Source organism: Pararhizobium sp. IMCC3301, assembly GCF_030758315.1.
GTDB lineage: Bacteria > Pseudomonadota > Alphaproteobacteria > Rhizobiales.
In genome coordinates this window covers 2,018,427-2,040,316 of the sequence record NZ_CP132336.1, presented here as the reverse complement: position 1 = coordinate 2,040,316, position 21,890 = coordinate 2,018,427, and the positions used below count along the sequence as shown (strand labels likewise).

Here is a 21,890-nt window from a genome sequence, read left to right as displayed (position 1 = left end):
CAGCGGCCAGCAAAAAACCGCCGCCCTGTTGAAAGAGCGGCGGTTCAAAAATATCAGAACAGGCCTCGAAAGGCCGGAGTCTGATTATGCAGCTTCGATGGTGCTGACGGCAGTTTTGCCGTTGCGCGCATCGATATCTGTTTCAAAACGTACTTTCTGACCTTCGGTCAGACCGGACATGCCGGAACGCTCTACAGCGGTGACATGTACGAATACGTCTTTGGAACCATCTTCTGGCTCGATGAAGCCGAAGCCCTTTTGGTCATTGAAGAATTTTACGGTGCCTGTGATCATAGTTTTGTCCTTTTCACTAACAGTTAGCACGTGGAGTTTGGATTAAAACACTCAACCCATTGTCCGGTTTGTCGAATTTGAAGAAAGTCTGAAACGTGCGCTTCCGTCAGTGGCGGAGCGGGTAACCCAGTTGATCGGCAAATTTCGATGCAGGTGAAATAGGCGGCAAATGTGGAAATAGCAAGGCACAATTGCAAAAGCAGGTGATTCGAAGCACTCTGGTTTATAAATGTTGAAGACCAGCGTTGGGCCGAAAAGTCCGGTTTTCTGCCGATAATGCCAAATCGCCAAACCGGGCCGTGGCAATCCGGCCTTCAACCGGGGGGTGACGAAAAGGGTGTGAGATGCGCCTTGTGGCACGGGGCCGCCGATCCTTTGGGTTGCGGACACGGTCCTACGGAATTGACGTGAGCCGATTTTATCAATACCGGGTCATTCCTCCGGGTTTATGGATAGATGACTGCAAATCAGCACGGCTGAGAGCGGAAACAGATATGAAGAGAAAAGGATAAATTATGCTGCGCTGGGGTATCTTATCGACCGCAAAAATCGGTCGGGATCATGTCATTCCCGCTATATTGAATGCCGACAATGGAATTGTCTCCGGCATCGCCAGCCGCGATGAAGGCCGTGCCAGAACCCTGGCAGAGCGGTTTGCCATTGCCAACGTGTTCGGCAGCTATGAAGCCATGCTGGCGAGCGATCAGATCGATGCAGTCTATATTCCCCTGCCGACCTCGCAGCATGTGGAATGGGCGATCAAAGCTGCCAATGCCGGCAAGCACGTGCTGTGCGAGAAACCGATTTCGCTGCATGCCGATGAAATCGACGACATCATCAAGGCACGTGACGCCAATGGCGTGCTGGTCTCAGAAGCCTTTATGGTGACCTATCATCCGCAATGGCACAAAGTGCGCGCGCTGATTGCCGAAGGCGCAATCGGCACGTTGCGCCATGTCCAGGCGGCTTTTACCTATTTCAACATGGATGCGGGAAATATGCGCAATATCGCTGCTCTTGGCGGCGGGGCGCTGCCTGATATCGGCGTGTATCCAACCGTGGCAACCCGTTTTGCTACGGGTGCGGAACCGCAGCGCGTATCGGCGAAAGTTGAACGTGATCCAACTTTTGGCACTGATATCTTCACAACATGCCGGGCCGATTTCGGCAGTTTCGAAATGACCATGTATGTCTCGACACAATTGGCCCTGCGCCAGGAAATTTCGTTTCACGGCGACAAGGGCTGGATCGAAGTTGCAGCGCCTTTCAATGCCGGGCTTTACGATGCTGATGTGGTGAGCTTGCACAATGCGGATCACAGCGAAGAGCGCAAATACCGCTTTGCCGGAGTGAATCAGTACCGCATGGAGGTGGAAGCCTTTGCAAGGGCCGTGGCCAGTGATGATCTGAAGGGCAATGAAGAGATTTTCACACTGGAAAGCTCGAAAAACAATCAGAAGCTGATCGACGCGATTTTCCGGGCCGGCGAAAGCGGTAACTGGGAAGATGTCTGACAGGGTGCAGTTGTTGCGGGCGCAATTTCGCTTCGCGCAGTTCTGAGTGGCCGGGCTGGCAGCGGGATTTGCGCTGTTTCTCAGCGCCTTTGTGGCGGCAACGATCATTCCGGCGCAATCGGAAAGCGTTCTGACCGGGCTGATCCTTGCCGATCAGCTGTCCACTGTCCTGCTGGTCACCATTGCAAGTGTCGGCAATATAGCCGGCTCTGTTGTCAATTGGGGCCTTGGCCGCGGTGTTGACCGCTTCAGCGAGGCACGCTGGTTTCCGGTCAAAAAGCCGATGCTGGACCGCGCCACCCGATGGTATCATCGTTATGGAAGATGGTCACTGCTGCTCAGCTGGGCACCGATTATCGGTGATCCTTTGACGGTGGTGGCCGGTGTGCTGCGCGAACCGTTGTGGCGGTTCCTGCTGCTGGTCAGCATCGCCAAGACCGGCCGCTATGTATTTCTGGCCTATGCGGTTTCGGTATGGGCCGGATACAATCTGGCGTCCGGCGCTGAAATCGGCAAACATTGAGAGCCAGACGGGAAAGTTGCCGACAGTGATGAAAAGACAGTGATGTGATGGCCCAGCAGATCGCCCCCGTGACTGACCTGCCGGGCCTGCCCGTCGAGCCGCCCGCTTTGCGTCAGGCTTTCATGGTATTCCTGAAAATCGGTCTGCTGTCATTTGGCGGGCCTGCGGCGCAGATCGCACTGATGCACCGGTTTCTGGTGGACGATTATCGCTGGCTCAGTGAACGGCAATTTCTCAATGCACTGAGCTTCTGCATGCTGCTGCCAGGGCCGGAAGCCATGCAATTGGCCACCTATGCGGGATGGCGGCTGCATGGGTTGAAAGGCGGGCTGATGGCAGGACTGCTGTTTGTACTGCCCGGTGCCGCAGTGATCCTGGTGCTGGCGGCTCTGTATGCCCAATTCGGCAATGTTCCTCTGGTCAACAGCCTGTTTCTGGGTATCAAGGCGGCCGTTCTGATTGTCGTGATCGAGGCGTTGCTGCGGGTGTCAAAGCGCGCTTTGAAGGGCCGGTCCCACTGGCTGATCGCGGGGCTTTCCTTCATCGGAATTTTCTTTCTGGCGCTGCCCTATCCGCTGATTGTGTTTGCCGCAGCGCTGTTCGGCTTCCTGACCAGTGCGCCAATCGCCGGGCAACAGCAGGACACGGCACCTGTCACGGTTTCGTGGCGCAGCAGCGCGTTGAAAATAATTGTCTGGCTGGCGGTCTGGTGGCTGCCGGTACTGGTCGTGGGGAGCGTTTCGGGCGAACCTGTTCTGCTGCAGATCGGCACATTCTTTTCAAAACTGGCAGTGGTGACATTTGGCGGTGCCTATGCGGTGCTGGCTTATATGGCGCAGGATGTGGTCTCGCAGTATGGCTGGCTGACTGCCGGCGAAATGCTGGACGGGCTGGGGCTGGCGGAAACCACACCCGGACCGTTGATTCTGGTAACCGAATTTGTCGGCTATATTGCCGCCTACCGGGAAGGGGGGGCGGGCCTTGGTGCCGCCGGGGCGTTGATGACCCTGTGGGTGACCTTTGTGCCCTGCTTTCTGTGGATATTTGTCGGGGCGCCTTATATTGACTGGATTTCCGCGCAACCAAGGCTGAACGGGGCACTGTCTGCCATCACGGCGGCTGTCGTCGGCGTGATTTTGAATCTGTCGCTGTGGTTCGGATTGCATGTCATGTTTGCAACCGTCACCGTGCAAACTTATGGTCCGGTGGTTGTCTGGCAACCGGATCTCGGTTCGATTGACTGGCGGGTGGTCGGGCTTGCAGCGGTATGCGGATTTTTGCTGCTGAAGCTGCACTGGAACCTGATCCTGGTTCTGCTCGGTGCCGCACTTGGGGGCTGGGGTCTTGCCGTCCTCCTCTGAAGCATGACAGTGTTTGCGGCGCGATGGACCGGCCGGACTGAGCGCGCGTGAAAAGGAGACTTTATGGCCAGAAACAAAATTCCGGCAGCTTACTGGCAGAATATGCCGACCACGGATTTTGACAAGGCGGTGACCGGTGACTGGATTGCGGTTCTGCCGGTGGCTGCAATTGAGCAGCATGGACCGCATCTGCCGGTGGCAACCGATACGACGATTGCCCAGGGCATGATAGAAGCATCGATAGCCCGCCTGCCAGAGGATTTGCCGGCGACGTTTCTGCCGCTGCAACAGGTTGGCAAATCCAATGAACATATTTCATCGCCCGGAACGCTGACCCATTCCTGGGAAACGGTGACAAGAAGCTGGATCGAACTGGGTGAAAGCGTGCACCGGGCCGGGATCAGAAAGCTGGTTCTGATCAATTCTCATGGCGGCAATGTGCCGATCATCGATATTGTCGCGCGCGAATTGCGGGTGCGGTTTGATATGCTGTGTGTCGCCACAGGGTGGATGCGCTTTGGCCTGCCGGATGGGAGTTACGATCCGCAAGAACGGATTTACGGGATTCATGGCTGCGCTGTTGAAACCTCCATCATGCTGCATCTGAGGCCGGATCTGGTGCGCATGGAAGAGGCAAGGGATTTCCGCTCAACTCAGCTGGATTTCATTGCCGAATTCAAACATTTGCGCGCCCACGGGCCAGCGCAGTTCGGCTGGAAGGCGCAGGATCTGAACCTGGCCGGAACCGTCGGCAATGCGGCGGCTGCAACAGCGGAAAAAGGCAAGGCCATTGTTGCCTATCAGGCAGAGCGGTTTGTGGAACTGCTGCATGATGTAAACCGTTTTAATCCGGACCGGTTGTGGAGGCCGCAATGAAAGCACTTGGTGTATCCCTGATTGTCATCTGGTTGGGCCTCAGCGCGGCTGCCGCGCAGTCGCTTGCTCCGTTCAAGGACAATTTGTTTGGCTATCCGGCGGTTCTGGAAAACAGCCAGGGCGGTGCTTTTCTGCGGCTCGATTACAGGGTCGAGCGTGACATTGACGAGCGCGATAAAATTCGTGGTGCCAAGGTCAAGGGGTATTTTGTCTCGATGCGCGGGCGCAAGGGACAGCAGGATCTATCGCTCAACGTTGGTAACCGGCGGATTGAATATGCCCGGACCGGACAGGTGCGCGGCGCGCGCTGGATTGTGGTCTATCTGCATGGCCGGGGCGGCGACCGCAGTCAGGGCATCAGCGATTATAATTTCGGCGGCAATTTTAACCGGCTGAAAAATCTGGCGGTGCGCAATAACGGGCTTTATGTGGCACCGAGCATCACCGATTTCGGCGAGCAGGGTGCGCGCGATGTGGCAGCACTGATCAGCCATTATGCCAATCAGGCACCTGGCGCGAAGCTTGTTCTTGCCTGTGGCTCGATGGGCGGGCAAATCTGCTGGCAATATCTCAAAGGGCAGGTTGCCGTGCCGCGCCTGTCCGGCGTGCTGATGCTGGCGACCTATGCTGACAGCGGCTTTCTTGGCAGTGCATATGTATCGCAGAATGCCAGACCGTTACCGGTGGTGTTTGGCCATGGCACACTTGATGGTGCGTTTGCCTGGGAAAAAACCAGAGCGCTGTTCGAGAGTATCAAAGCCGCCCGGCCGGATTACCCGGTGCGGATGCGCCTGTTCAATACCGGCAAGCACGGCACACCCATCCGGATGATTGACTGGCGTCAGGAACTCAACTGGATTTTTTCGAAAAGCTGAAAAACAGGCGCATATCAGCGGCTTTGTCCGAACGCCGTGGCTCTGTGCGTTCCGGCTATTTCAAGTTCGACATATAGTGAAAATTGTCGGTCAGGCTGTAGGAAATGCGCCATTCAACCGCGCGCCCTGACATGGCGTAGGCAATGCGGTCGATGCGCAGGACCGGAGTGCCGACGGCACAGCCAAGCCGTTTCGCATGGCTTTCCTCGACTGCGACAGCTTTGAGTTTTTCTCCGGCTCTGACAATGGATTGGCCGAAATTCTGATCGAACAGACCATAAAGATTGTTCGGCAAGGGGGTGATTTCATCAAGTCCTTCAAACAGTGGTCTTGGCAGCACGATCTTTTCGGCGATCAGCGGAGCGGTTTGAAATGAACGGTTGCGCTCCAGCCGCCAGACCTGCTCATTGGCCGGCAGATCCAGCGCCGCTCTCTCGCGATGGGTCGCAGGTCCGCTCTCAAGGCTGAGAAGCTGGCTCTGGGGAAAATGATTTTCGTCCTTTTTTCCTTCATCCGGCGACAGCATGAAATACTGGAACAGGGCGCGTTTTTCTGTGTGTTCAGCAACAAAGGTGCCGCGCCCCTGGCGGCGAACCACGATGTTCTCATCTGTCAGCTCATCAAGTGCCTTGCGCACGGTGCCCTGGCTGACGCCCAACTCGCCCGCCAGGTGCTGTTCGCTGGGCAGCACATCCCCCGGCATCCATGTCTTGTCGAGAAGCCGCTGCAGCAGTTGATGCTTGACCTGCGCATATAGCGGGCGAAAGCCAAGCGGACGTGCGTTCGGCACGCTGTTTTGCCGGTTCTGGTCTGCTTTGGCCATAAGAATCCTGTCGAAAAAATCGATGTTTGTGAAATAAGGTTAGCATCCACCGTTGACAGTGTCATCTGTCTTATGTCTTATATAAGACTTCACCGCGCTGATCCGGGATCGCGCAGGAAAACAAATTTTAAACAGGGGACGTCGGGTATTTCGACGCAATGATTATGGGTATTCCGCATCTGCTGGTGCATGATAAAAATGACAATGTCGGCGTTGTCGTGGTTGAAGGCCTGTCAGCTGGAACCGAAATGCTGTGCGTGGTCACGGAAGACAATTCGTCTTTTACGCTCACAGCAAAAGCTGACGTTCCAATCGGACACAAGGTTGCTCTGGCGGATTTGAGCGCTGGTGACACGGCTGTGAAATACGGTCAGGACATTGGCAAAATTGTCGGCCCTGCTGAAAAGGGCGGCCATGTTCACACGCACAATCTGAAAACAAAGCGCTGGTAGGAGAGCTTCATGAACACGGACACATTTTTTGGTTATCGGCGCGAAAACGGCCGCGTAGGCGTTCGCAACCAGGTTGTTATCCTGCCGGTCGATGACATTTCAAACGCAGCCTGCGAAGCGGTTGCCAACAATATCAAGGGCTCACAGGCTCTGCCGCATGCTTATGGGCGGCTGCAATTCGGTGAAGATCTGGATCTGCATTTCCGTACCATTATCGGGACCGGCGCAAACCCCAATGTGGCGGCATGTGTGGTTATCGGTATCGAACCGGGCTGGACCAAGAAAATTGCTGACGGAATTGCCGCAACCGGCAAACCGGTGGCTGCGTTTTCGATCGAACAGAATGGCGATCTGAAAACCATTATGGACGCCTCCCGCAAAGCCAAGGATTTCGTTCACTGGGCGACTGAGCTGCAACGCGAGGAATGCGATATTTCCGAGCTGTGGATTTCCACCAAATGCGGCGAGTCCGATACAACAACCGGCCTTGGATCTTGTCCGACGGTTGGCAACATGTATGACAAATTGCTGCCAAAAGGCATTTACGGCGTGTTCGGGGAAACCTCCGAAATCACCGGCGCAGAGCATCTGTGCAAGGCGCGGGCTGCTGACGATGATGTCGCCGAGCGCTGGTATGCGATGTGGAAAGCCTATCAGGATGATGTGATTTTTGCCCATCAGACCGATGATCTGTCCGACAGTCAGCCGACCAAGGGCAATATTGAAGGTGGCCTGACGACGATTGAGGAAAAGGCCCTCGGCAATCTGGAGAAAATCGGCCGGACGTCAAAGTTCATCGATATTCTCGAACCTGCCGAAGCCCCGCAAAAAGGTGCCGGCCTGTATTTCATGGACTCTTCTTCTGCTGCAGCTGAATGCGTGACGCTGATGGCGGCGGCAGGATATGTCATCCACACCTTCCCGACAGGGCAGGGCAATGTGGTTGGCAACGCCATTGTTCCGGTCATCAAGATCACCGCCAATCCGCGCACGGTGCGGACCATGTCGGAACATGTCGATGTCGATGTCAGCGGCATTCTGCGCCGTGAGATGACGATTGACCAGGCCGGCGATTCTCTGATCGAAATGATCGCACGCACTGCCAATGGCCGTAACACGGCGGCAGAGGCTCTGGGCCACCGCGAGTTCGTCATGACCAAACTGTACCGCAGCGCCTGATCCGGGAGTTCGCCTATGGCTGACATCATCGTCAGCGAATTCATGGACGAGGCCGCCCTTGAGGCGGCCCGTCTTGAATATGATGTGCTCTATGCACCTGATCTGGTCGACAAACCTGAGGCCCTGCTGGCAGAAATTGCCAGCGCCAAAGGGCTGATCGTGCGCAATCGGACCCAGGTCCGCGGCGCGCTGCTGGAAGCGGCTACCGGCCTGAAAGTTGTCGGCAGGCTGGGCGTCGGGCTGGACAATATCGATATCGCCGCTTGCGAGGCCAGGGGCATAGCCGTGCGTCCGGCAACCGGGGCCAATGATCTGTCCGTCGCGGAATATGTCATCACCAGCGCGCTGGTGCTGTTGCGCGGTGCCTACCATTCCGCCGCTGCAGTCGCCGGCGGGCAGTGGCCGCGCGGCCGTCTGATGGGCCGCGAGATCAGCGGCAAAATCCTGGGGCTTGTCGGTTATGGTGCGATCGCCCGCGAAACTGCGATGCGGGCCGAGGCGCTTGGGATGCAGATCATCGGTTTTGATCCGTTTCTGGAGGAAGGCGCGCCGCAATGGGGCCGCACGGCAAAGGTCACGCTGGAGACCTTGCTGCAGAGCGCTGATGTTGTCAGCCTGCATGTGCCCTTGACCGCAGAGACGCGCAATCTGATCGACGACAAGGCCCTTCAATCAATGAAGTCCGATGCCATCCTCATCAACGCCGCGCGCGGTGGTGTGGTTGATGAGGCGGCGCTGGCGGCATTATTGCGTCAGGGCCATCTTGGCGGCGCGGCGCTGGATGTGTTTCACACCGAACCGGTGAACGCACAGGATGGCGCCAAATTCGCCGATATTCCCAACCTCATTCTCACGCCGCATATTGCCGGGGTGACCGCAGAAAGCAATATTCGCGTCTCCCAGGTTACCGTCGCAAACGTTTTGTCGGTGCTTCAATCATAAGGCAGAAACATATGGAAGACCGCATTGTCAGCCTTGCAGAGGCGCGGAGCTTTGCAAGTGATACACTGACTGGATTCAACACATCACCGGAGAATGCGCACATTGTTGCCGAAGCGCTGGTGGCGGCAGAGGCTGATGGACTGAAGGGCCATGGTCTTTCACGGCTGCAAGGCTATGGCGCTCAGGCCAAAACCGGCAAGGCGGACGGCCATGCAGTGCCGGAGGTGTCGCGGCCTGCGCAGGCCGCCGTTCTGGTTGATGCCAAGGGCGGCTTTGCCTATCCAGCCCTGAAACTCGGTCTTGAAACATTGACCGGTGTGGCCCGAAGCCAGGGCATTGCAATGCTGGGGGTGCATCATTCCAACCATTGCGGCGTTGCCGGTCACCATGTTGAAAAACTGGCCGAACAGGGGCTGGTGGCTCTGATGTTTGCCAACGCACCCGCCTCGATTGCGCCCTGGGGCGGCAAGCGCGCGATTTACGGAACCAATCCTATCGCCTTTGCCAGCCCGCAACAGGACCGCGCCGCCCTGGTGATCGATCTGTCGGTCTCAAAAGTGGCGCGCGGCAACATCATGGCCGCGGCGCAACGCGGCGAGGCGATACCCGAAGGCTGGGCGCTGGATCCGCAAGGCAACCCCACTACCAATGCCAAGGACGGACTGGCGGGCACCATGCTGCCGATGGGCGATGCCAAAGGCACCGCACTTGCTTTGATGGTGGAGATATTATGTGCGACGCTGGTCGGGGCAAATCATTCCTGTGATGCAACCAGCTTCTTTGACGGCGAGGGCTCGCCCCCGGGTACTGGCCAATTGATTCTGGCGATTGATCCAGCGGCCTTCGGCACCGGCTATCTGCAGCGGTTGACCGCTCTGGTCCTGGCAATAGAAGAGCAGGACGGAACCCGGCTTCCCGGTGACCGGCGTCTGGCGAGCCGCAAAAAGGCCGAGGCTGAGGGCGTCACAATCCGGGCAAGTCTGCTGGCGGCTCTGGCAGCGATTTAGACTGGTTCATGATTACTTTGAAGAATTGGGCGATTTTTCAGTTTTGGCTTGAATCATCGACTTAATTCAGCCTGCCCGTCAGCCAAGTTCACATATTGAGATGATGCAACTTGATGTGTACCGCGCGCATTCAGCGCCCGGCTGCGATCAAAAACCCGTGATTGAACCGTTTGAAGTATCGCACTTCCGGCCGGTTTTGGCGCACTGCCGCAGGCGCTCCGGATAACCTGTCGATGCAACTAAAAACCGGAAAAACCTTGGCATAAACCCTGCGTTGCAGCCATTGTTTCGTGTGCGAAACAAGATAGAGGGTGCTGAGTCTAACTGCTTTTAATGCGCTTCGTGGGTGTTGGCTTGCGTCTGTCGTTGCGGAACCCGGGTTTTACCAATCGGCGGTTTGATCCTTGACTGCGCAAATTGCTACCCCAATTTCTCCTTCACATAAAGTGCAGGCGCCACCGGACATCGCACTCTGTCTGGTGGCTTTGTCTGTCGTGATGAGAGTGAACTCCTCATATTAGAGTATCCGGCACCCTTGGCAGTCTTGCCGGGCCGTCCATAGCTGAATGAATGAATGAAATGGGAAAAATATGGATACTCTGACGCGCATGCGCACTTTCATTGCTGTTGTCGATGAAGACGGCTTTTCCGCAGCTGGCCGGGCTTTGGGGCGGTCAAAAGCGCTGGTGTCGAAATATGTCAGTGAACTGGAAGATGAACTGGGCGTGCGGCTGCTCAATCGCACGACCCGCAAATTGTCGCTGACTGAAATCGGCCACTCCTATTTCCACGAGGCCCAGTCGATCATCCATCAGGTCGATATGCTGCAGGAAACGGTCCAGGACAAAAGCGGCAAGCCGCGTGGATTATTGCGGCTTTCAGCGCCCCGGTCACTAGCGGATTCGCCGCTGATGCAAACCGTTATGGGATTTGCCGAGAGCCAGCCGGATGTATCTCTGGAACTGGTTCTGGAAGACCGCTTCGTCGATCTCATCCAGGAAGCGTTCGATGTCGCCATCCGGATTACCTCACTGGAAGATTCCAGCCTTATTGCCCGGCGGCTTGGCTCTTTCAGAATTGTGACATGCGCGTCGCCCGAAGTTCTCAGCCAATATGGCGAGGTGAAGACACCCGCCGATCTGATTGACCGGCCCTGCCTTATCGACAGCAATCAGAAATCGCGGCAGAGCTGGACCTATGTCGATCAGGGCAAACGTCTGACAATTCCGGTCAAAGGCCGGGTAGAGACCAATTCGCCGCAGGCAGTCCGGCTGGCCGCGCTGGCGAGTCTTGGCTTCGCCCGCACCCTGCATATGCTGGTTGAGGAGGATCTGAAACAAGGGCGCCTGGTCAAGGTTCTGGATGAGTTCGAGGCCGAGGATAGGGGAATATTCGTGGTTTATGCCAATCGCCGTCATCTTTCTTCCAAAATTCGGGCCTTTGTGGATTATATGAGTAAGAACTATCAGCGAAATGGGGATTGATTCGTTTGACGCGCCCTGGATTGTCCGGCCTTTTCTTCAGTGCCCTCATGCTTTCTGCAGCCGGCCAGATCCGGAGCGCCGAAGCGCATCCCCACATATGGATCGACACCCGGGCTGAAGTTGAGTTCGATGCGCAGAAACGTGTCTCCGCTATCCGCCATTCCTGGACCTTTGACGATGCTTTCTCGGTCTTTGTCATTCAGGGCCTGGATGAAAACCAGGATGGTGTTTACACCCGCCAGGAACTGGAATCGCTGGCAAAGGTCAATGTCGAAAGCCTTTCGGAATATGATTTCTTCACCTTTATGGGGGAGGAGGTCGCGGATGTGGATTTCAACGATCCGACGGATTACTGGCTCGACTATAATGCAGAATTGAGCCGCCTTACGCTGAATTTTACCCTGTCGTTGAAGCGCCCTGTTGCAGTAAATGAAAAACTCATTCTGGAAGTGTTTGACCCGGAATCCTATGTCTCATTTGCAGTCAATGCGCAGGATTCCATTAAACTGGCCGCCAGTGCGCCGGACAATTGCAGCATTGAGGTCAAACCGGCAGAGGACATGGGGGAGGAATTTGCCGCAGCTCTTGCTGAATTGCCTGCCGACCAGCGCGAGGTCCCACCGGAATTTTACGCGGTGACGTCCCAACTCTCCAATTCTGCGATCATCCGGTGTTCCTGAAAGCGCTCTGGGCCGGACTGATCATGCTGTGCCTTAGCACTGCTCTGGTAGTGGCGCAGGGCCCGTTCGGGGTCGGTGCGCCAGAGGCGGCCCCGATGCCGGCGAACGGTATGCTGTCCGATTTCTTTCGCTGGGTTGCCGCTGAGCAGAGCGCTTTCTACAAGCAGTTGACCGGCACGGTGCGCGACATGAAACAGAACGGCAGCGCGGTCTGGACGCTGATCAGTCTGAGCTTTCTGTACGGGGTATTTCATGCCGCCGGCCCCGGCCACGGCAAGGTTGTGATGTCCTCCTATGTGCTGGCAAACCACGAGACAGCACGCCGCGGTGCGGTGTTGTGCCTGCTATCATCCCTGCTGCAAGCCCTGGTCGCTATCGGCGTCATCAGCATTCTGGCGATCATGTTCAACGCCACCAGTCTGGTCATTTCGGATGCCACAAGGGCGCTGGAAGTCGGCAGCTATGTGCTGGTGGCCGTGCTTGGCTTCTATCTGATTGTCAAATCCGTGCGCCGCATTGTGGCAGCACCGTTGGGCACCCCCGGTGCAGGCCCGTTGCATACTGAACACCGGGTTGCCGACCACCACCATCATGACGAGCATTGCGGTTGCAATCATGCTCATGCGCCCAGTCCGGCGCTGGCGGATCAGGCCGGCCGCAGCGTCAGAGCCGCAGCGACGGCAGTTTTATCGGTCGGGCTGCGGCCCTGCACCGGCGCGCTGATTGTTCTTGTGTTTGCGCTGGCGCAGGGGCTGTTCTGGGCTGGGATCCTGTCGGCATTTGCGATGGGCCTTGGAACCGCAATAACCGTGAGCGCTCTGATGTTCTTAGCTGTGGGAACGCGGCGCGCCACACTGCTGCTGGCAGGCGGCAACACACGCGGTGCCGGCATTGTGCTGAACGGCGTGCAACTGCTCGGTGCTGTCGCGGTTTTCACGCTGGGTGCCGTGCTGCTGACCGCATCACTTCGCTTGTTTTAAATCGGTTTCCTATTCGATTGCTACGATCTCAATGTGCTTTGGAAAGGTCCGGTCCGGGCTTTATTCCGCAGCCTTGATTGTGTCGGACACGGTGCCGCGCATGACATTGCCGAAATACTCGAAAATGCTGCGCGATACCGCATCACTTGCCGCCCAGTATTCCGGGTGCCACTGCACGCCCAGCGCAAATGCTTTTGCATCCTTGACCGAGACGGCTTCGATGATGCCGTCATCAGCGGTGGCTTCGATACGCAACCCATCGGCGAGGCGAGCGATGGCCTGGCGATGCAGGGAATTGATGGTGATCGTATCATTGCCCACAATACGCGCGAGTAATCCGCCCGGCACCGGCTTTACGCTCTGGGCAATCCTGTAGCGCTTGTCCTGGTCCGGCAGATCGGGCGCGCGATGATCGATGCGGCCGTGCTGCTCCTGGATTTCCGTATCCAGGGTTCCACCGAGCGCAACATTGAGTTCCTGAAGTCCCCGGCAAATCGCCAGAAGCGGCGTGCCGCTTTCTATGGTCTGGCGAATGAGCGGCAGGGTCGTGGCATCGCGATCATGATCATAGGGTTCGTGTTGGGCGGTTGGCGTTGCGCCATAAAGCTGCGGGAAGACATTGCTTTTCGAGCCCGTCAGCAAGACGCCATCCACCCGCGCCAGCAGGGTCTCATAATCGCCGTCTGCGGCAAGATCCGGCAGAATGACCGGTTGCACATCGGCGACATTGAACAGCGCCTTGAGATAGGTGTCGATGGCGGCGTGCCAATTGTATCCGGCTGTTGAAATGACGTCGGCTGTAACTAAAACGAGGGGCTTCATGACTATATACCGCGAAAATATAAAAGTTTACTGATTGTCTTGTAAATCATCGCATTTCCAACACATTTCAAGACCAAATGCTGCGGCGTAAATAGAACTTGAATTTGGCCGCGATTATTGGCCGGATTTTTCGATTTAGATGACACAGAAGAGACCTTGTTAACCATGCAAAACATTGAACCTCAAGAGGTAGAAATTTCAACTGATGGCTGCATCAATGCGAGGCGCGACTACATTCTCGGCTTGTGGGCAGGACGCCAGCTGGGCTTGCGGGATGATGAGCTGCAGCACTATGTCCGGGACGTCATGCATACCGATCAGATGACACCGGGATTTGATCCGATGATCAATAAGGTTGCAACCGATTTTTCGAAGAACGGCATTGCTCTGGCCAATACGCAGATCCGCGTGGCGTTTCTGCACGCCGAACGCACTGCGCGTGCCGAGATGCTGGCGACGGACTGATCCGCACGGATCGGAGGATCAGAGTCTGGTCCGTGTTGCTGCTTGTCAACTGAGGGAAGTCGGTTTTATCCGGCTCTGGCTGCCAGTACTTCAATTTCCACGACGAATTCCGGCCGCGCAAAACCGGATACGATCATCAGTGTTGAGGCCGGTGGCGGGTCGCAGACATAACGGTCCCGCGCGCACATATATCCGGCCAGATGATCTCTGTCGCTGACATAGGCATTGATCCGGACAATGTCGGACAGCTCCATGTCCGCACTTGCCAGGATTTCGGAAATATTGCTGAAGATCAGGTCGCTCTGTGCCTCGGACCCTTCTGGAACAGAATCCTCGGCAGTAACCCCCAACTGGCCTGAACAGACGATGATGCGGGCACCGGGCGGCAGTTCCACACCGTGGCTGTAATTGGCGAAAGGCGCCCGGATGGTGCCGGGCGTATGATGCACAAACCGGTTTACCATGCGCGCTGAGTCCCGTTGTTTATGGGTCCGGTCATTAAGTGCTGAATTCCGTCAGTTTTGCCAGTGATTAAATTACTCCAGCTGCTTGCTTTTTGTGTGCAGTGCATCACAAACTGTCGCCGGGCCAGTTCAGGCTGGCTGTAAATTTTTGCAATCAAGGGAATCCTGCGATGGTATCCGGCGACATGAAAACACTCACAGCTTTCGGGGCGCTCGCTTTGAGTGCCGCTTTCACAACCCCTTCCAGCGCGCTCGAAAAGGTGACTTTCGGAACCAACTGGCTGGCCCAGGCGGAACATGGCGGGTTCTATCAAGCCGTGGCCGACGGGACCTATGAAGCCTGCGGACTTGAGGTCTCGATCGTGTCCGGCGGCCCACAGGTCAACAACAGGGCGCTGATGCTGGCAGGCAAAATGGAGTTCATAATGGGGGGCAATATGCTGCAGCCATTTTCGGCAGCTGAGCAGAATATCCCCATTGTCGTGGTCGCTTCGCTGTTCCAGAAGGAACCGCAGGTGATCATCAGCCATCCTGACCAGGGGTTTGATACCTGGGAAAGCCTGAAGGGCGCGAAACTGTTTCTGGGAGAGAACGGCTTCCAGAGCTTCTATAAATGGATGATGGGCGAATATGGCTTCACCGCCGAACAACGTCAGCCTTATACCTTCAATCCTGCACCGTTTCTGGCTGACAAGAAATCCGCGCAGCAAGGCTATATCACCTCCGAGCCATTTGCCATTGAACGGGAAGGCGGCTTCAAGCCCAACCTGTTCCTGCTGGCGGATTACGGTTTCGATACCTATTCCACCACGATTGAAACCATGCAGGCGACAATTGATACCAGTCCGGAACTGGTGCAGTGTTTCGTCGACGGTTCAATTCTTGGCTGGGTGAATTATCTGTATGGCGATAATTCCGCTGCCAATGCGCTGATCCGGACAGACAATCCGGATATGACTGACGCACAGATCGCGTTTTCGATTGAGCAACTGAAAAAGTTCGGAATTGTCGATAGTGGAGATTCCGAAACCCTGGGCATCGGTGCCATGACCGATGCGCGGCACACAAGCTTTTACGACAAAATGGTGGCAGCGGGTGTGGCGCCCGGAGGTCTTGATATTTCCAAAATCTACACCCTCGACTTCGTCAACAAGGGCGTTGGCCTTGAGTTGAAGAAAAAACTGACCGGCCTGTAACTCAGATTGACATCCGGCCGCTGCAACTGATCTGCGGCGGCCGGAAGCATTTTCAAGGCAGTTTCCCGTGGCGCAATCACCGCTGATTTCTCTCGACAACATTACCAAGTCGTTTTCCAATGGAACTGTGGCGCTGCGCGACATGGCACTGGATGTTCAGCCAGGCGAGTTTGTCAGTCTGCTCGGCCCCTCCGGCTGCGGCAAGTCCACAGCACTGCGGATTATCGCCGGACTTGCACCGGCAACCAAAGGAACTGTGTCCTGGGGCGGCAGCGCAACTGCGCAGGCCGAAGAGGCCTCACATGATGTCAGCTTTGTTTTTCAGGAGCCGACTTTGATGCCCTGGGCCAATGTGTTTGGAAATGTCTATCTGCCACTTAAACTGAAGGGCCAGAGCAAAGCCGATGCGCGTGAGGCGGTAATGGAGGCGCTGACGCTGGTCGGGCTTGAGCAGTTTGCAAATTCCTATCCGCGCGAGCTGTCCGGCGGGATGAAAATGCGGGTGTCGATTGCCCGCGCTCTGGTGACACGACCAAGGCTGCTGTTGATGGACGAACCTTTTGCCGCTCTGGATGAAATTACCCGCTTCAAATTGAATAATGATCTTCTGGATCTGTGGCAGCGCTTCAACTGGACTGTGATTTTCGTCACACATTCGGTGTTTGAATCGGTTTATCTGTCCAACCGGATCGTGGTCATGGCGTCCCGTCCGGGCCGGGTGGTTGACGATATGGCGATTGATGCGCTCTATCCCCGGGATGAAGCGTTTCGCACCAGTGATGTCTACAGCCAGTATTGCCGCGAAGTTTCGAAGGCGTTGCACAAGGCAATGGATCCGTTTCCCGCCGGAGCAGCGGCATGAGCCAGGCAGACCTGCAACTCAGCGGCAGCGAGGCCGTACTGATTGATCCGGTCGAACTGGCGCGGGCGCGGGCTCATCGCCGCGACCGGGTGCTGAAATGGGTTCTGCCACTGATCATCTTCGCGCTTGCGATCCTGTTGTGGGACCGGCTCTGCGTGTGGAATGACATTCCATCCTATATTCTGCCGCGGCCGGGCCTGGTGTGGGAAACGCTGATTGCGGATTGGGGGCTTTTGTCGTTCTCTTTGCTCAACACGCTGAAGATTACATTTCTCAGTCTGGCGCTGGCGATTGCCGGTGGCGTCGGCCTTGCGGTGTTGTTTACGGTGTCGCGACAGGTGGAAATGTCACTGTTTCCCTTCGCCATCATTCTGCAGGTTACACCCATTGTCGCAGTGTTTCCGCTGATCAATATCTATGTCGATGACCAGACCACAAAATTGCTGCTTTGTGCCTGGATTGTCGCATTTTTTCCGATCCTGTCGAATACTACGCTGGGTCTTAATTCTGTCGATCACAATCTGCGCGATCTGTACCGCCTGTATGGTGCCTCGCGCTGGCAGACGCTGTGGCATCTGCAACTGCCGGCGGCAATGCCGTTTTTTCTAGGCGGCCTGAAGATCGCAGGAGGACTGGCGCTGATCGGAGCGGTGGTGGCAGAATTTGTTGCCGGTGCTTCGGGGCAGAGTTCCGGTCTTGCCTCGCGCATCATCGAAGCCGGATACCGGCTCAATGCGCCCAGATTGTTTGCCGCCCTGCTGTTGATTTCGCTGACCGGCATTCTGATCTTTTTTGCGACCTCACTGGTATCGCATCTGATGTTACGCAAATGGCACGAAAGTGCCCTGAAACGGGAGATCTGAAGCAATGGCATCCCTGCCTGGATTTATCACAATTCCCAAATTTGAACGTTATGCCCTGTCCCACGGGCGCGTCCCTGCAGCACTTGTTGCGCATCTGTCACGTTCTCAACTGCCGAAGGCAGTATTTCCGCCGGATGATGATCTGGTCTGTGCGGATTTCCTGATCGAGGAAGGGCAGCTTGCAGCCATCGGCGCACCGGGCGCATTTGACGGGGAAGTGGCGCTGCTCAATCTGGATGACGCAATAGTGCTGCCGGCTTTTACCGAATTGCACACCCATCTGGACAAGGGCCACATCTGGCCGCGACAAGCAAACCCGGACGGATCGTTTGGCGGTGCGCTTGACGGTGTCAGCGCTGACAGAACGGCGCATTGGAGCGCTGAGGATGTGCGCGCCCGGATGGAGTTTTCATTGCGCTGCGCCTATGCGCACGGCACGCGGTCCATCCGCACGCATCTGGATTCCATAGCGCCGCAACATCAAATTTCTTGGCCGATATTTGCCGAACTGCGGTCACAATGGCAGGGACGCATTGCGCTGCAGGCGGTTTCACTGGTTGGCATTGACGGGCTGGCAGATGATGCGGTGCGCCGCGATCTGCTGAACCTGGTTCTGGCCAGCGGCGGCATCGCCGGGGCAGTTACCTACATGGTGCCCGAGCTGGAAGCAACGCTCGACAAGATGATCCGCGAGGCGATTGATGCGGGCATCGACATCGACTTTCATGTCGATGAAACCCTGGACCCGGCTGCACGATCACTCGCCATCATTGCCGAGCGGGCCATTGCGCTGGGTTATGAAGGCAAGATCACCTGCGGCCATTGCTGCTCACTGTCGCGCCAGACACCGGACGAGGTCGACCGAACCCTCGATCTGGTGGCCAGGGCCAACATTACAGTGGTCAGTCTGCCGCTGTGCAATCTGTATCTGCAGGATCGCGGGCAAGCCGGTGCGGCTCCACGGACGCCGCGCTTTCGCGGCGTCACCCTGCTGCATGAAATGAAAGCAAGGGGCATTCCCGTCGCAGTGTCGTCGGACAATACGCGCGATCCGTTTTATGCTTATGGCGATCTGGATGCTCTTGAAGTCTATCGCGAAGCAACCCGCATCGCGCATCTGGATCATCCGGTTGGCGAGTGGATCAAAACCATCACCGAAACTCCGGCGGCGGCAATGCGACTGGAAGGCGGATTTAGCATCGGCGGTGCGGCGGACATGGTGCTGGTCAGGGCGCGCAGCTTCAATGAATTGCTGTCGCGCCCGCAAACCGACCGGGTGGTTCTGCGCAGCGGTGCCGCAATTGAGCGGGTGCTACCGGACTACCGCGAGCTTGACGGTTTGCTTTCTTGAAACTGGCTCGAACAGGAGTGTTGAGGTATGGATTTTGCCAGGCTGAAAGCTGAACTGGCTCCGGTCAGGTGCGAAGACAATGCTGCGATCGTCAGACAGAAAAGCCGCGATTTTTTCTGGTATTCGCCGGTGCTGAAACGCCAGCTGCAAGAGGTCACGGCCGATCTGATTGCCGCGCCGGTCAACGAAGCGGAAGTCATTCATGTTCTGAAAACCTGCTTTGCCCATGATGTGCCGGTGACGCCGCGCGGCACCGGCACCGGCAATTATGGCCAGGCGATGCCTTTGTCCGGGGGCGTCTTGCTGGACCTGTCGCGGTTCAACAAAATACGGGAGATTTCCACCGGACGTTTCATTGCCGAGCCAGGCGCTGTGATCGCCGAGATCGACCGCAAGGCGCGGCAGAGCGGGCAAGAGGTGCGGATGTATCCGTCAACCTACTCCACTGCTTCAATCGGCGGCTTTATTGCCGGCGGCTCGGGAGGTGTCGGCTCGATCAATTTCGGTGGCCTGCGTGATCTGGGCAATGTCATCCGCCTGCGGGTGGTAACCATGGAGGCCGAGCCGCGCATTCTGGAACTGGGCGGCGAGGATCTGCAGAAGGTCAGCCATGCCTATGGCACCAATGGCATCATCACCGAAGTCGAGATGCCGCTGGGGCCGGCCTATGACTGGGTTGATGTGCTGGTCGGGTTTGAGCCGGGGGACGCCGAGGGGTTCTCCGGATGGATGGATGCTGTGCGCTTCGGCAATGAGCTTGGCCTGCAGGACGGCATTTTGAAGAAGAATATCGCACCTGTGCAGGCCCCTGTTCCGCAACGCTATTTCCGGCGCCACAGCAAATTCATTGAGGACGGCCAGTCCGTATGCATCTGCATGGTCGCGCCTTTCGCAATGGATGCATTTTCTACCTTTGTGGCGCGCGGCAATGGCGCCATTCTGTACCGCTCGGATACGGCCTCGGCTGAGGAAAAGAAGGGTCTGCCACCGGCCTATGAACTGGCCTGGAACCACACCACCCTGCGCGGCCTGCGGGTTGACCCGGAGATCACCTATCTTCAGGTACTGTATCCGTTTCCGCATCAGATCGAGCGTGTGGAAGCGGTGTCAAAACTGTTCCCGGGCGAGGTTACAGGCCATCTGGAATATGTCCGCTTTGATGGCCATGTGACGTGTTTCGGACTGCCGATTGTGAACTTCACGACAGAAGATCGGCTTGAGGAGATTATCCGCATCCATGAGGAAGAGGGCTGCCCGATCTTCAATCCGCACCGCTACACACTGGAAGAAGGCGGCATGAAGCAGACCGACGCGGTGCAACTGGATTTCAAGCGCGAGGCCGATCCGAAGGGGCTTCTCAACCCTGGCAAGATGGTGGCCTGGGATCATCCTGAATTCGACTTTTCCGGGCAGACCTATCTGTTTCCCGGCCTGGAGCGAAAAGCGTGATGCGGGTTCTGGTGCTGTACGCCCATCCGGTGGAAACCAGTTTTACCGCAGCCATGCACAATATGGTGGTGCAAACGCTGGGGCAGGCCGGTCATGAGGTGGATGATTGCGATCTCTATGCGGAAGGCTTCGATGCGGTGCTGTCACGGCAGGAGCGGTTGAGCTATCATGACACCGATGTAAACCGGCAACCCGTCGCGTCCTATGTGGACAGGGTTTTGAACACCGATGCCATTGTCATGGTTCATCCGATCTGGAATTTCGGCCCCCCGGCCATCCTGAAAGGCTTTCTGGACCGGGTGTTCCTGCCGGGGGTGTCGTTTGACATGTGCGATGGCAAAGTGACGCCGGGTCTCACCCATATCAAGAAGCTGGCCTGTGTGGTGAGCTACGGAGCGCCGTGGTATCGGGCGCTGATACTGGGCGATCCGCCCCGCAAACTGGCCACACGCATGCTGCGAGCCATGATCAAGCCGGGTGCGCCGGTGCTGTATCTTGCCAGGTATGACATGAACAACGTGACCGACACACAGCTTCAAAGCCATCTTCAGAATGTGCGTGACAAGTTGCTGAAATTCTGACGGCAGGACTGATTTAGTTGATTAACTAAACCAGCTCTTCACCGACAAAAGCCTTTTCCACGACGAATTGTCCCGGGCGGCTGTTGGAGCCCTCTGCAAGGCCTGCGGCGACACTGATCGTCTTGACATCCTGGTTCAACGCCATTGATCCGCAGATCATGACCCGGTCATTGCTGTTCAAAGGAGCAATGCCAAGGTCGGTATAGAAACTGCCATTGCGCATCAGATCGGTGATGCGGCCCTCATGGACCGAAGCCTCGCGCGTGGTGGTCGCATAATGTCGCAATTTGCGGGCTGCATCTTCCCCGACCAGCGGATCGGCCAAGGTGCGTTTCATTAATTCAAAGCCATAGCTGAGCTCTGCATTGGTCCGGCAGGTATGGGCCAGAATGATTTCATCATAGGCGGCGTAGGTGTCCGGGTCGCGGATGATCGAGGCGAAAGGCGCAATACCGGTGCCGGTTGCAATCAGGAACAGGCGCTTTCCGGGCAACAGCGCATCCAGTACCAATGTGCCGGTCGGCTTGGGGCGAACGATCACCTGATCGCCGATCTGTATGTTCTGCAAGCGTGATGTCAACGGGCCGTCGGGCACTTTGATTGAGTAAAACTCCAGTTCTTCATCCCATATGGGAGATGCAATGGAATAGGCCCGCAGGATCGGTTTTCCGTTATCGCCGGGCAGACCAATCATGACGAATTCACCGGACCGGAAACGCAGGCTTCTGGGTCGGGTCACGCGGAATGAAAACAGCTGGTCCGTCCAATGCCGGACAGAGGTTACGGTTTCGCCATACGGCAGAGTTTCGACAGTCTGGGAGGGAGAGAAAAAATCTGACATAAAAGC

At 56.6% G+C, this 21,890-nt stretch carries 24 protein-coding genes; 19 read left to right on the top strand and 5 right to left on the bottom strand.

Going from position 1 to position 21,890, the window contains the following annotated elements; genetic code table 11:
- Positions 1–84 precede the first annotated feature (84 nt).
- Positions 85–294 (bottom strand): cold-shock protein, encoded by a 210-nt coding sequence (locus RAL88_RS09870; protein WP_306269166.1) that lies wholly within the window; start codon positions 292–294, stop codon positions 85–87.
- A 515-nt stretch (positions 295–809) separates the two neighbouring features.
- Between RAL88_RS09870 and RAL88_RS09865 the strand changes: the two genes are divergently transcribed.
- The 5 genes from RAL88_RS09865 to RAL88_RS09845 all read left to right on the top strand — a co-directional run bounded on the left by RAL88_RS09865 (position 810) and on the right by RAL88_RS09845 (position 5,443).
- Positions 810–1,808 carry a Gfo/Idh/MocA family protein gene (locus RAL88_RS09865; protein ID WP_306269164.1) on the top strand — a complete coding sequence of 333 codons (999 nt, stop codon included), beginning with the start codon at positions 810–812 and terminating at the stop codon, positions 1,806–1,808.
- 46 nt (positions 1,809–1,854) lie between these two features.
- Positions 1,855–2,331 carry a YqaA family protein gene (locus RAL88_RS09860; RefSeq protein ID WP_306269162.1) on the top strand — a complete coding sequence of 159 codons (477 nt, stop codon included), beginning with the start codon at positions 1,855–1,857 and terminating at the stop codon, positions 2,329–2,331.
- A 47-nt stretch (positions 2,332–2,378) separates the two neighbouring features.
- Positions 2,379–3,692, top strand: coding sequence for a chromate efflux transporter (gene chrA, locus RAL88_RS09855; protein ID WP_306269160.1), 1,314 nt, complete (start codon positions 2,379–2,381; stop codon positions 3,690–3,692).
- Positions 3,693–3,755: 63 nt separating this feature from the next.
- On the top strand, positions 3,756–4,568 hold the full coding sequence (locus RAL88_RS09850) for a creatininase family protein (protein ID WP_306269158.1): 813 nt from the start codon (positions 3,756–3,758) through the stop codon (positions 4,566–4,568).
- Positions 4,565–5,443, top strand: a complete 879-nt coding sequence (locus RAL88_RS09845) for an alpha/beta hydrolase (RefSeq protein ID WP_306269156.1) — start codon at positions 4,565–4,567, stop codon at positions 5,441–5,443. Before RAL88_RS09850 ends, RAL88_RS09845 begins: the two co-directional genes overlap by 4 nt.
- A gap of 55 nt (positions 5,444–5,498) precedes the next feature.
- Here RAL88_RS09845 and RAL88_RS09840 read toward each other — a convergent pair whose 3' ends face one another.
- Entirely contained in the window at positions 5,499–6,266 is a 768-nt protein-coding gene (locus RAL88_RS09840; protein WP_306269154.1) for a GntR family transcriptional regulator, read from the bottom strand.
- A gap of 164 nt (positions 6,267–6,430) precedes the next feature.
- On the opposite strand from RAL88_RS09840, the gene RAL88_RS09835 reads away from it, so the two are divergent.
- The 7 genes from RAL88_RS09835 (at position 6,431) to RAL88_RS09805 (ending at position 12,990) form a co-directional block, all read left to right on the top strand.
- Positions 6,431–6,718, top strand: coding sequence for a UxaA family hydrolase (locus RAL88_RS09835; protein WP_306269152.1), 288 nt, complete (start codon positions 6,431–6,433; stop codon positions 6,716–6,718).
- 9 nt (positions 6,719–6,727) lie between these two features.
- Positions 6,728–7,897, top strand: a complete 1,170-nt coding sequence (locus RAL88_RS09830) for a UxaA family hydrolase (protein ID WP_306269150.1) — start codon at positions 6,728–6,730, stop codon at positions 7,895–7,897.
- 15 nt (positions 7,898–7,912) lie between these two features.
- Positions 7,913–8,839 (top strand): hydroxyacid dehydrogenase, encoded by a 927-nt coding sequence (locus RAL88_RS09825; protein WP_306269148.1) that lies wholly within the window; start codon positions 7,913–7,915, stop codon positions 8,837–8,839.
- An 11-nt stretch (positions 8,840–8,850) separates the two neighbouring features.
- A complete protein-coding gene (locus RAL88_RS09820) occupies positions 8,851–9,846 on the top strand; it encodes an Ldh family oxidoreductase (protein ID WP_306269147.1) in 996 nt (331 codons plus the stop codon).
- A 590-nt stretch (positions 9,847–10,436) separates the two neighbouring features.
- Complete coding sequence (locus RAL88_RS09815) at positions 10,437–11,330, top strand: LysR family transcriptional regulator (protein ID WP_306269145.1); 894 nt, start codon at positions 10,437–10,439, stop codon at positions 11,328–11,330.
- A gap of 47 nt (positions 11,331–11,377) precedes the next feature.
- Positions 11,378–12,010, top strand: a complete 633-nt coding sequence (locus tag RAL88_RS09810; protein ID WP_306269142.1) for a DUF1007 family protein — start codon at positions 11,378–11,380, stop codon at positions 12,008–12,010.
- Complete coding sequence (locus RAL88_RS09805; RefSeq protein ID WP_306269140.1) at positions 12,001–12,990, top strand: nickel/cobalt transporter; 990 nt, start codon at positions 12,001–12,003, stop codon at positions 12,988–12,990. The genes RAL88_RS09810 and RAL88_RS09805 overlap by 10 nt, the downstream gene beginning before the upstream one ends.
- Positions 12,991–13,050: 60 nt before the next feature.
- On the opposite strand, the gene RAL88_RS09800 is transcribed toward RAL88_RS09805, so the two are convergent.
- Positions 13,051–13,812 (bottom strand): gamma-glutamyl-gamma-aminobutyrate hydrolase family protein, encoded by a 762-nt coding sequence (locus tag RAL88_RS09800; protein ID WP_306269138.1) that lies wholly within the window; start codon positions 13,810–13,812, stop codon positions 13,051–13,053.
- A 117-nt stretch (positions 13,813–13,929) separates the two neighbouring features.
- On the opposite strand from RAL88_RS09800, the gene RAL88_RS09795 reads away from it, so the two are divergent.
- Positions 13,930–14,277 carry an ATPase inhibitor subunit zeta gene (locus RAL88_RS09795; protein WP_306269136.1) on the top strand — a complete coding sequence of 116 codons (348 nt, stop codon included), beginning with the start codon at positions 13,930–13,932 and terminating at the stop codon, positions 14,275–14,277.
- 65 nt (positions 14,278–14,342) lie between these two features.
- Here RAL88_RS09795 and RAL88_RS09790 read toward each other — a convergent pair whose 3' ends face one another.
- Positions 14,343–14,741 (bottom strand): RidA family protein, encoded by a 399-nt coding sequence (locus tag RAL88_RS09790; protein WP_306269134.1) that lies wholly within the window; start codon positions 14,739–14,741, stop codon positions 14,343–14,345.
- Between the two features lie 185 nt (positions 14,742–14,926).
- Between RAL88_RS09790 and RAL88_RS09785 the strand changes: the two genes are divergently transcribed.
- The 6 genes from RAL88_RS09785 (at position 14,927) to RAL88_RS09760 (ending at position 21,043) form a co-directional block, all read left to right on the top strand.
- A complete protein-coding gene (locus RAL88_RS09785) occupies positions 14,927–15,937 on the top strand; it encodes an ABC transporter substrate-binding protein (RefSeq protein ID WP_306269132.1) in 1,011 nt (336 codons plus the stop codon).
- Between the two features lie 67 nt (positions 15,938–16,004).
- Positions 16,005–16,799 carry an ABC transporter ATP-binding protein gene (locus tag RAL88_RS09780; RefSeq protein WP_306269130.1) on the top strand — a complete coding sequence of 265 codons (795 nt, stop codon included), beginning with the start codon at positions 16,005–16,007 and terminating at the stop codon, positions 16,797–16,799.
- A complete protein-coding gene (locus RAL88_RS09775; protein ID WP_306269128.1) occupies positions 16,796–17,662 on the top strand; it encodes an ABC transporter permease in 867 nt (288 codons plus the stop codon). Before RAL88_RS09780 ends, RAL88_RS09775 begins: the two co-directional genes overlap by 4 nt.
- A gap of 4 nt (positions 17,663–17,666) precedes the next feature.
- Entirely contained in the window at positions 17,667–19,013 is a 1,347-nt protein-coding gene (locus tag RAL88_RS09770; protein WP_306269126.1) for a cytosine deaminase, read from the top strand.
- Positions 19,014–19,040: 27 nt separating this feature from the next.
- Positions 19,041–20,462, top strand: a complete 1,422-nt coding sequence (locus tag RAL88_RS09765) for an FAD-binding oxidoreductase (protein WP_306269124.1) — start codon at positions 19,041–19,043, stop codon at positions 20,460–20,462.
- Positions 20,462–21,043, top strand: a complete 582-nt coding sequence (locus RAL88_RS09760) for an NAD(P)H-dependent oxidoreductase (RefSeq protein WP_306269637.1) — start codon at positions 20,462–20,464, stop codon at positions 21,041–21,043. The genes RAL88_RS09765 and RAL88_RS09760 overlap by 1 nt, the downstream gene beginning before the upstream one ends.
- A 25-nt stretch (positions 21,044–21,068) precedes the next feature.
- On the opposite strand, the gene RAL88_RS09755 is transcribed toward RAL88_RS09760, so the two are convergent.
- Positions 21,069–21,884: a ferredoxin--NADP reductase gene (locus RAL88_RS09755; protein WP_306269122.1), complete on the bottom strand. Its 816-nt coding sequence runs from the start codon at positions 21,882–21,884 to the stop codon at positions 21,069–21,071.
- Between the last annotated feature and the right edge of the window lie 6 nt (positions 21,885–21,890).

Bases quoted from the DNA above. Each gene is read 5' to 3' on its own strand.
- RAL88_RS09870 (WP_306269166.1), bottom strand. From the start codon at position 294: ATGATCACAGGCACCGTAAAATTCTTCAATGACCAAAAGGGCTTCGGC.
- RAL88_RS09865 (WP_306269164.1), top strand. From the start codon at position 810: ATGCTGCGCTGGGGTATCTTATCGACCGCAAAAATCGGTCGGGATCAT.
- chrA (WP_306269160.1), top strand. From the start codon at position 2,379: ATGGCCCAGCAGATCGCCCCCGTGACTGACCTGCCGGGCCTGCCCGTC.
- RAL88_RS09850 (WP_306269158.1), top strand. From the start codon at position 3,756: ATGGCCAGAAACAAAATTCCGGCAGCTTACTGGCAGAATATGCCGACC.
- RAL88_RS09845 (WP_306269156.1), top strand. From the start codon at position 4,565: ATGAAAGCACTTGGTGTATCCCTGATTGTCATCTGGTTGGGCCTCAGC.
- RAL88_RS09840 (WP_306269154.1), bottom strand. From the start codon at position 6,266: ATGGCCAAAGCAGACCAGAACCGGCAAAACAGCGTGCCGAACGCACGT.
- RAL88_RS09835 (WP_306269152.1), top strand. From the start codon at position 6,431: ATGGGTATTCCGCATCTGCTGGTGCATGATAAAAATGACAATGTCGGC.
- RAL88_RS09830 (WP_306269150.1), top strand. From the start codon at position 6,728: ATGAACACGGACACATTTTTTGGTTATCGGCGCGAAAACGGCCGCGTA.
- RAL88_RS09825 (WP_306269148.1), top strand. From the start codon at position 7,913: ATGGCTGACATCATCGTCAGCGAATTCATGGACGAGGCCGCCCTTGAG.
- RAL88_RS09820 (WP_306269147.1), top strand. From the start codon at position 8,851: ATGGAAGACCGCATTGTCAGCCTTGCAGAGGCGCGGAGCTTTGCAAGT.
- RAL88_RS09815 (WP_306269145.1), top strand. From the start codon at position 10,437: ATGGATACTCTGACGCGCATGCGCACTTTCATTGCTGTTGTCGATGAA.
- RAL88_RS09810 (WP_306269142.1), top strand. From the start codon at position 11,378: ATGCTTTCTGCAGCCGGCCAGATCCGGAGCGCCGAAGCGCATCCCCAC.
- RAL88_RS09800 (WP_306269138.1), bottom strand. From the start codon at position 13,812: ATGAAGCCCCTCGTTTTAGTTACAGCCGACGTCATTTCAACAGCCGGA.
- RAL88_RS09790 (WP_306269134.1), bottom strand. From the start codon at position 14,741: ATGGTAAACCGGTTTGTGCATCATACGCCCGGCACCATCCGGGCGCCT.
- RAL88_RS09785 (WP_306269132.1), top strand. From the start codon at position 14,927: ATGAAAACACTCACAGCTTTCGGGGCGCTCGCTTTGAGTGCCGCTTTC.
- RAL88_RS09775 (WP_306269128.1), top strand. From the start codon at position 16,796: ATGAGCCAGGCAGACCTGCAACTCAGCGGCAGCGAGGCCGTACTGATT.
- RAL88_RS09770 (WP_306269126.1), top strand. From the start codon at position 17,667: ATGGCATCCCTGCCTGGATTTATCACAATTCCCAAATTTGAACGTTAT.
- RAL88_RS09765 (WP_306269124.1), top strand. From the start codon at position 19,041: ATGGATTTTGCCAGGCTGAAAGCTGAACTGGCTCCGGTCAGGTGCGAA.
- RAL88_RS09760 (WP_306269637.1), top strand. From the start codon at position 20,462: ATGCGGGTTCTGGTGCTGTACGCCCATCCGGTGGAAACCAGTTTTACC.
- RAL88_RS09755 (WP_306269122.1), bottom strand. From the start codon at position 21,884: ATGTCAGATTTTTTCTCTCCCTCCCAGACTGTCGAAACTCTGCCGTAT.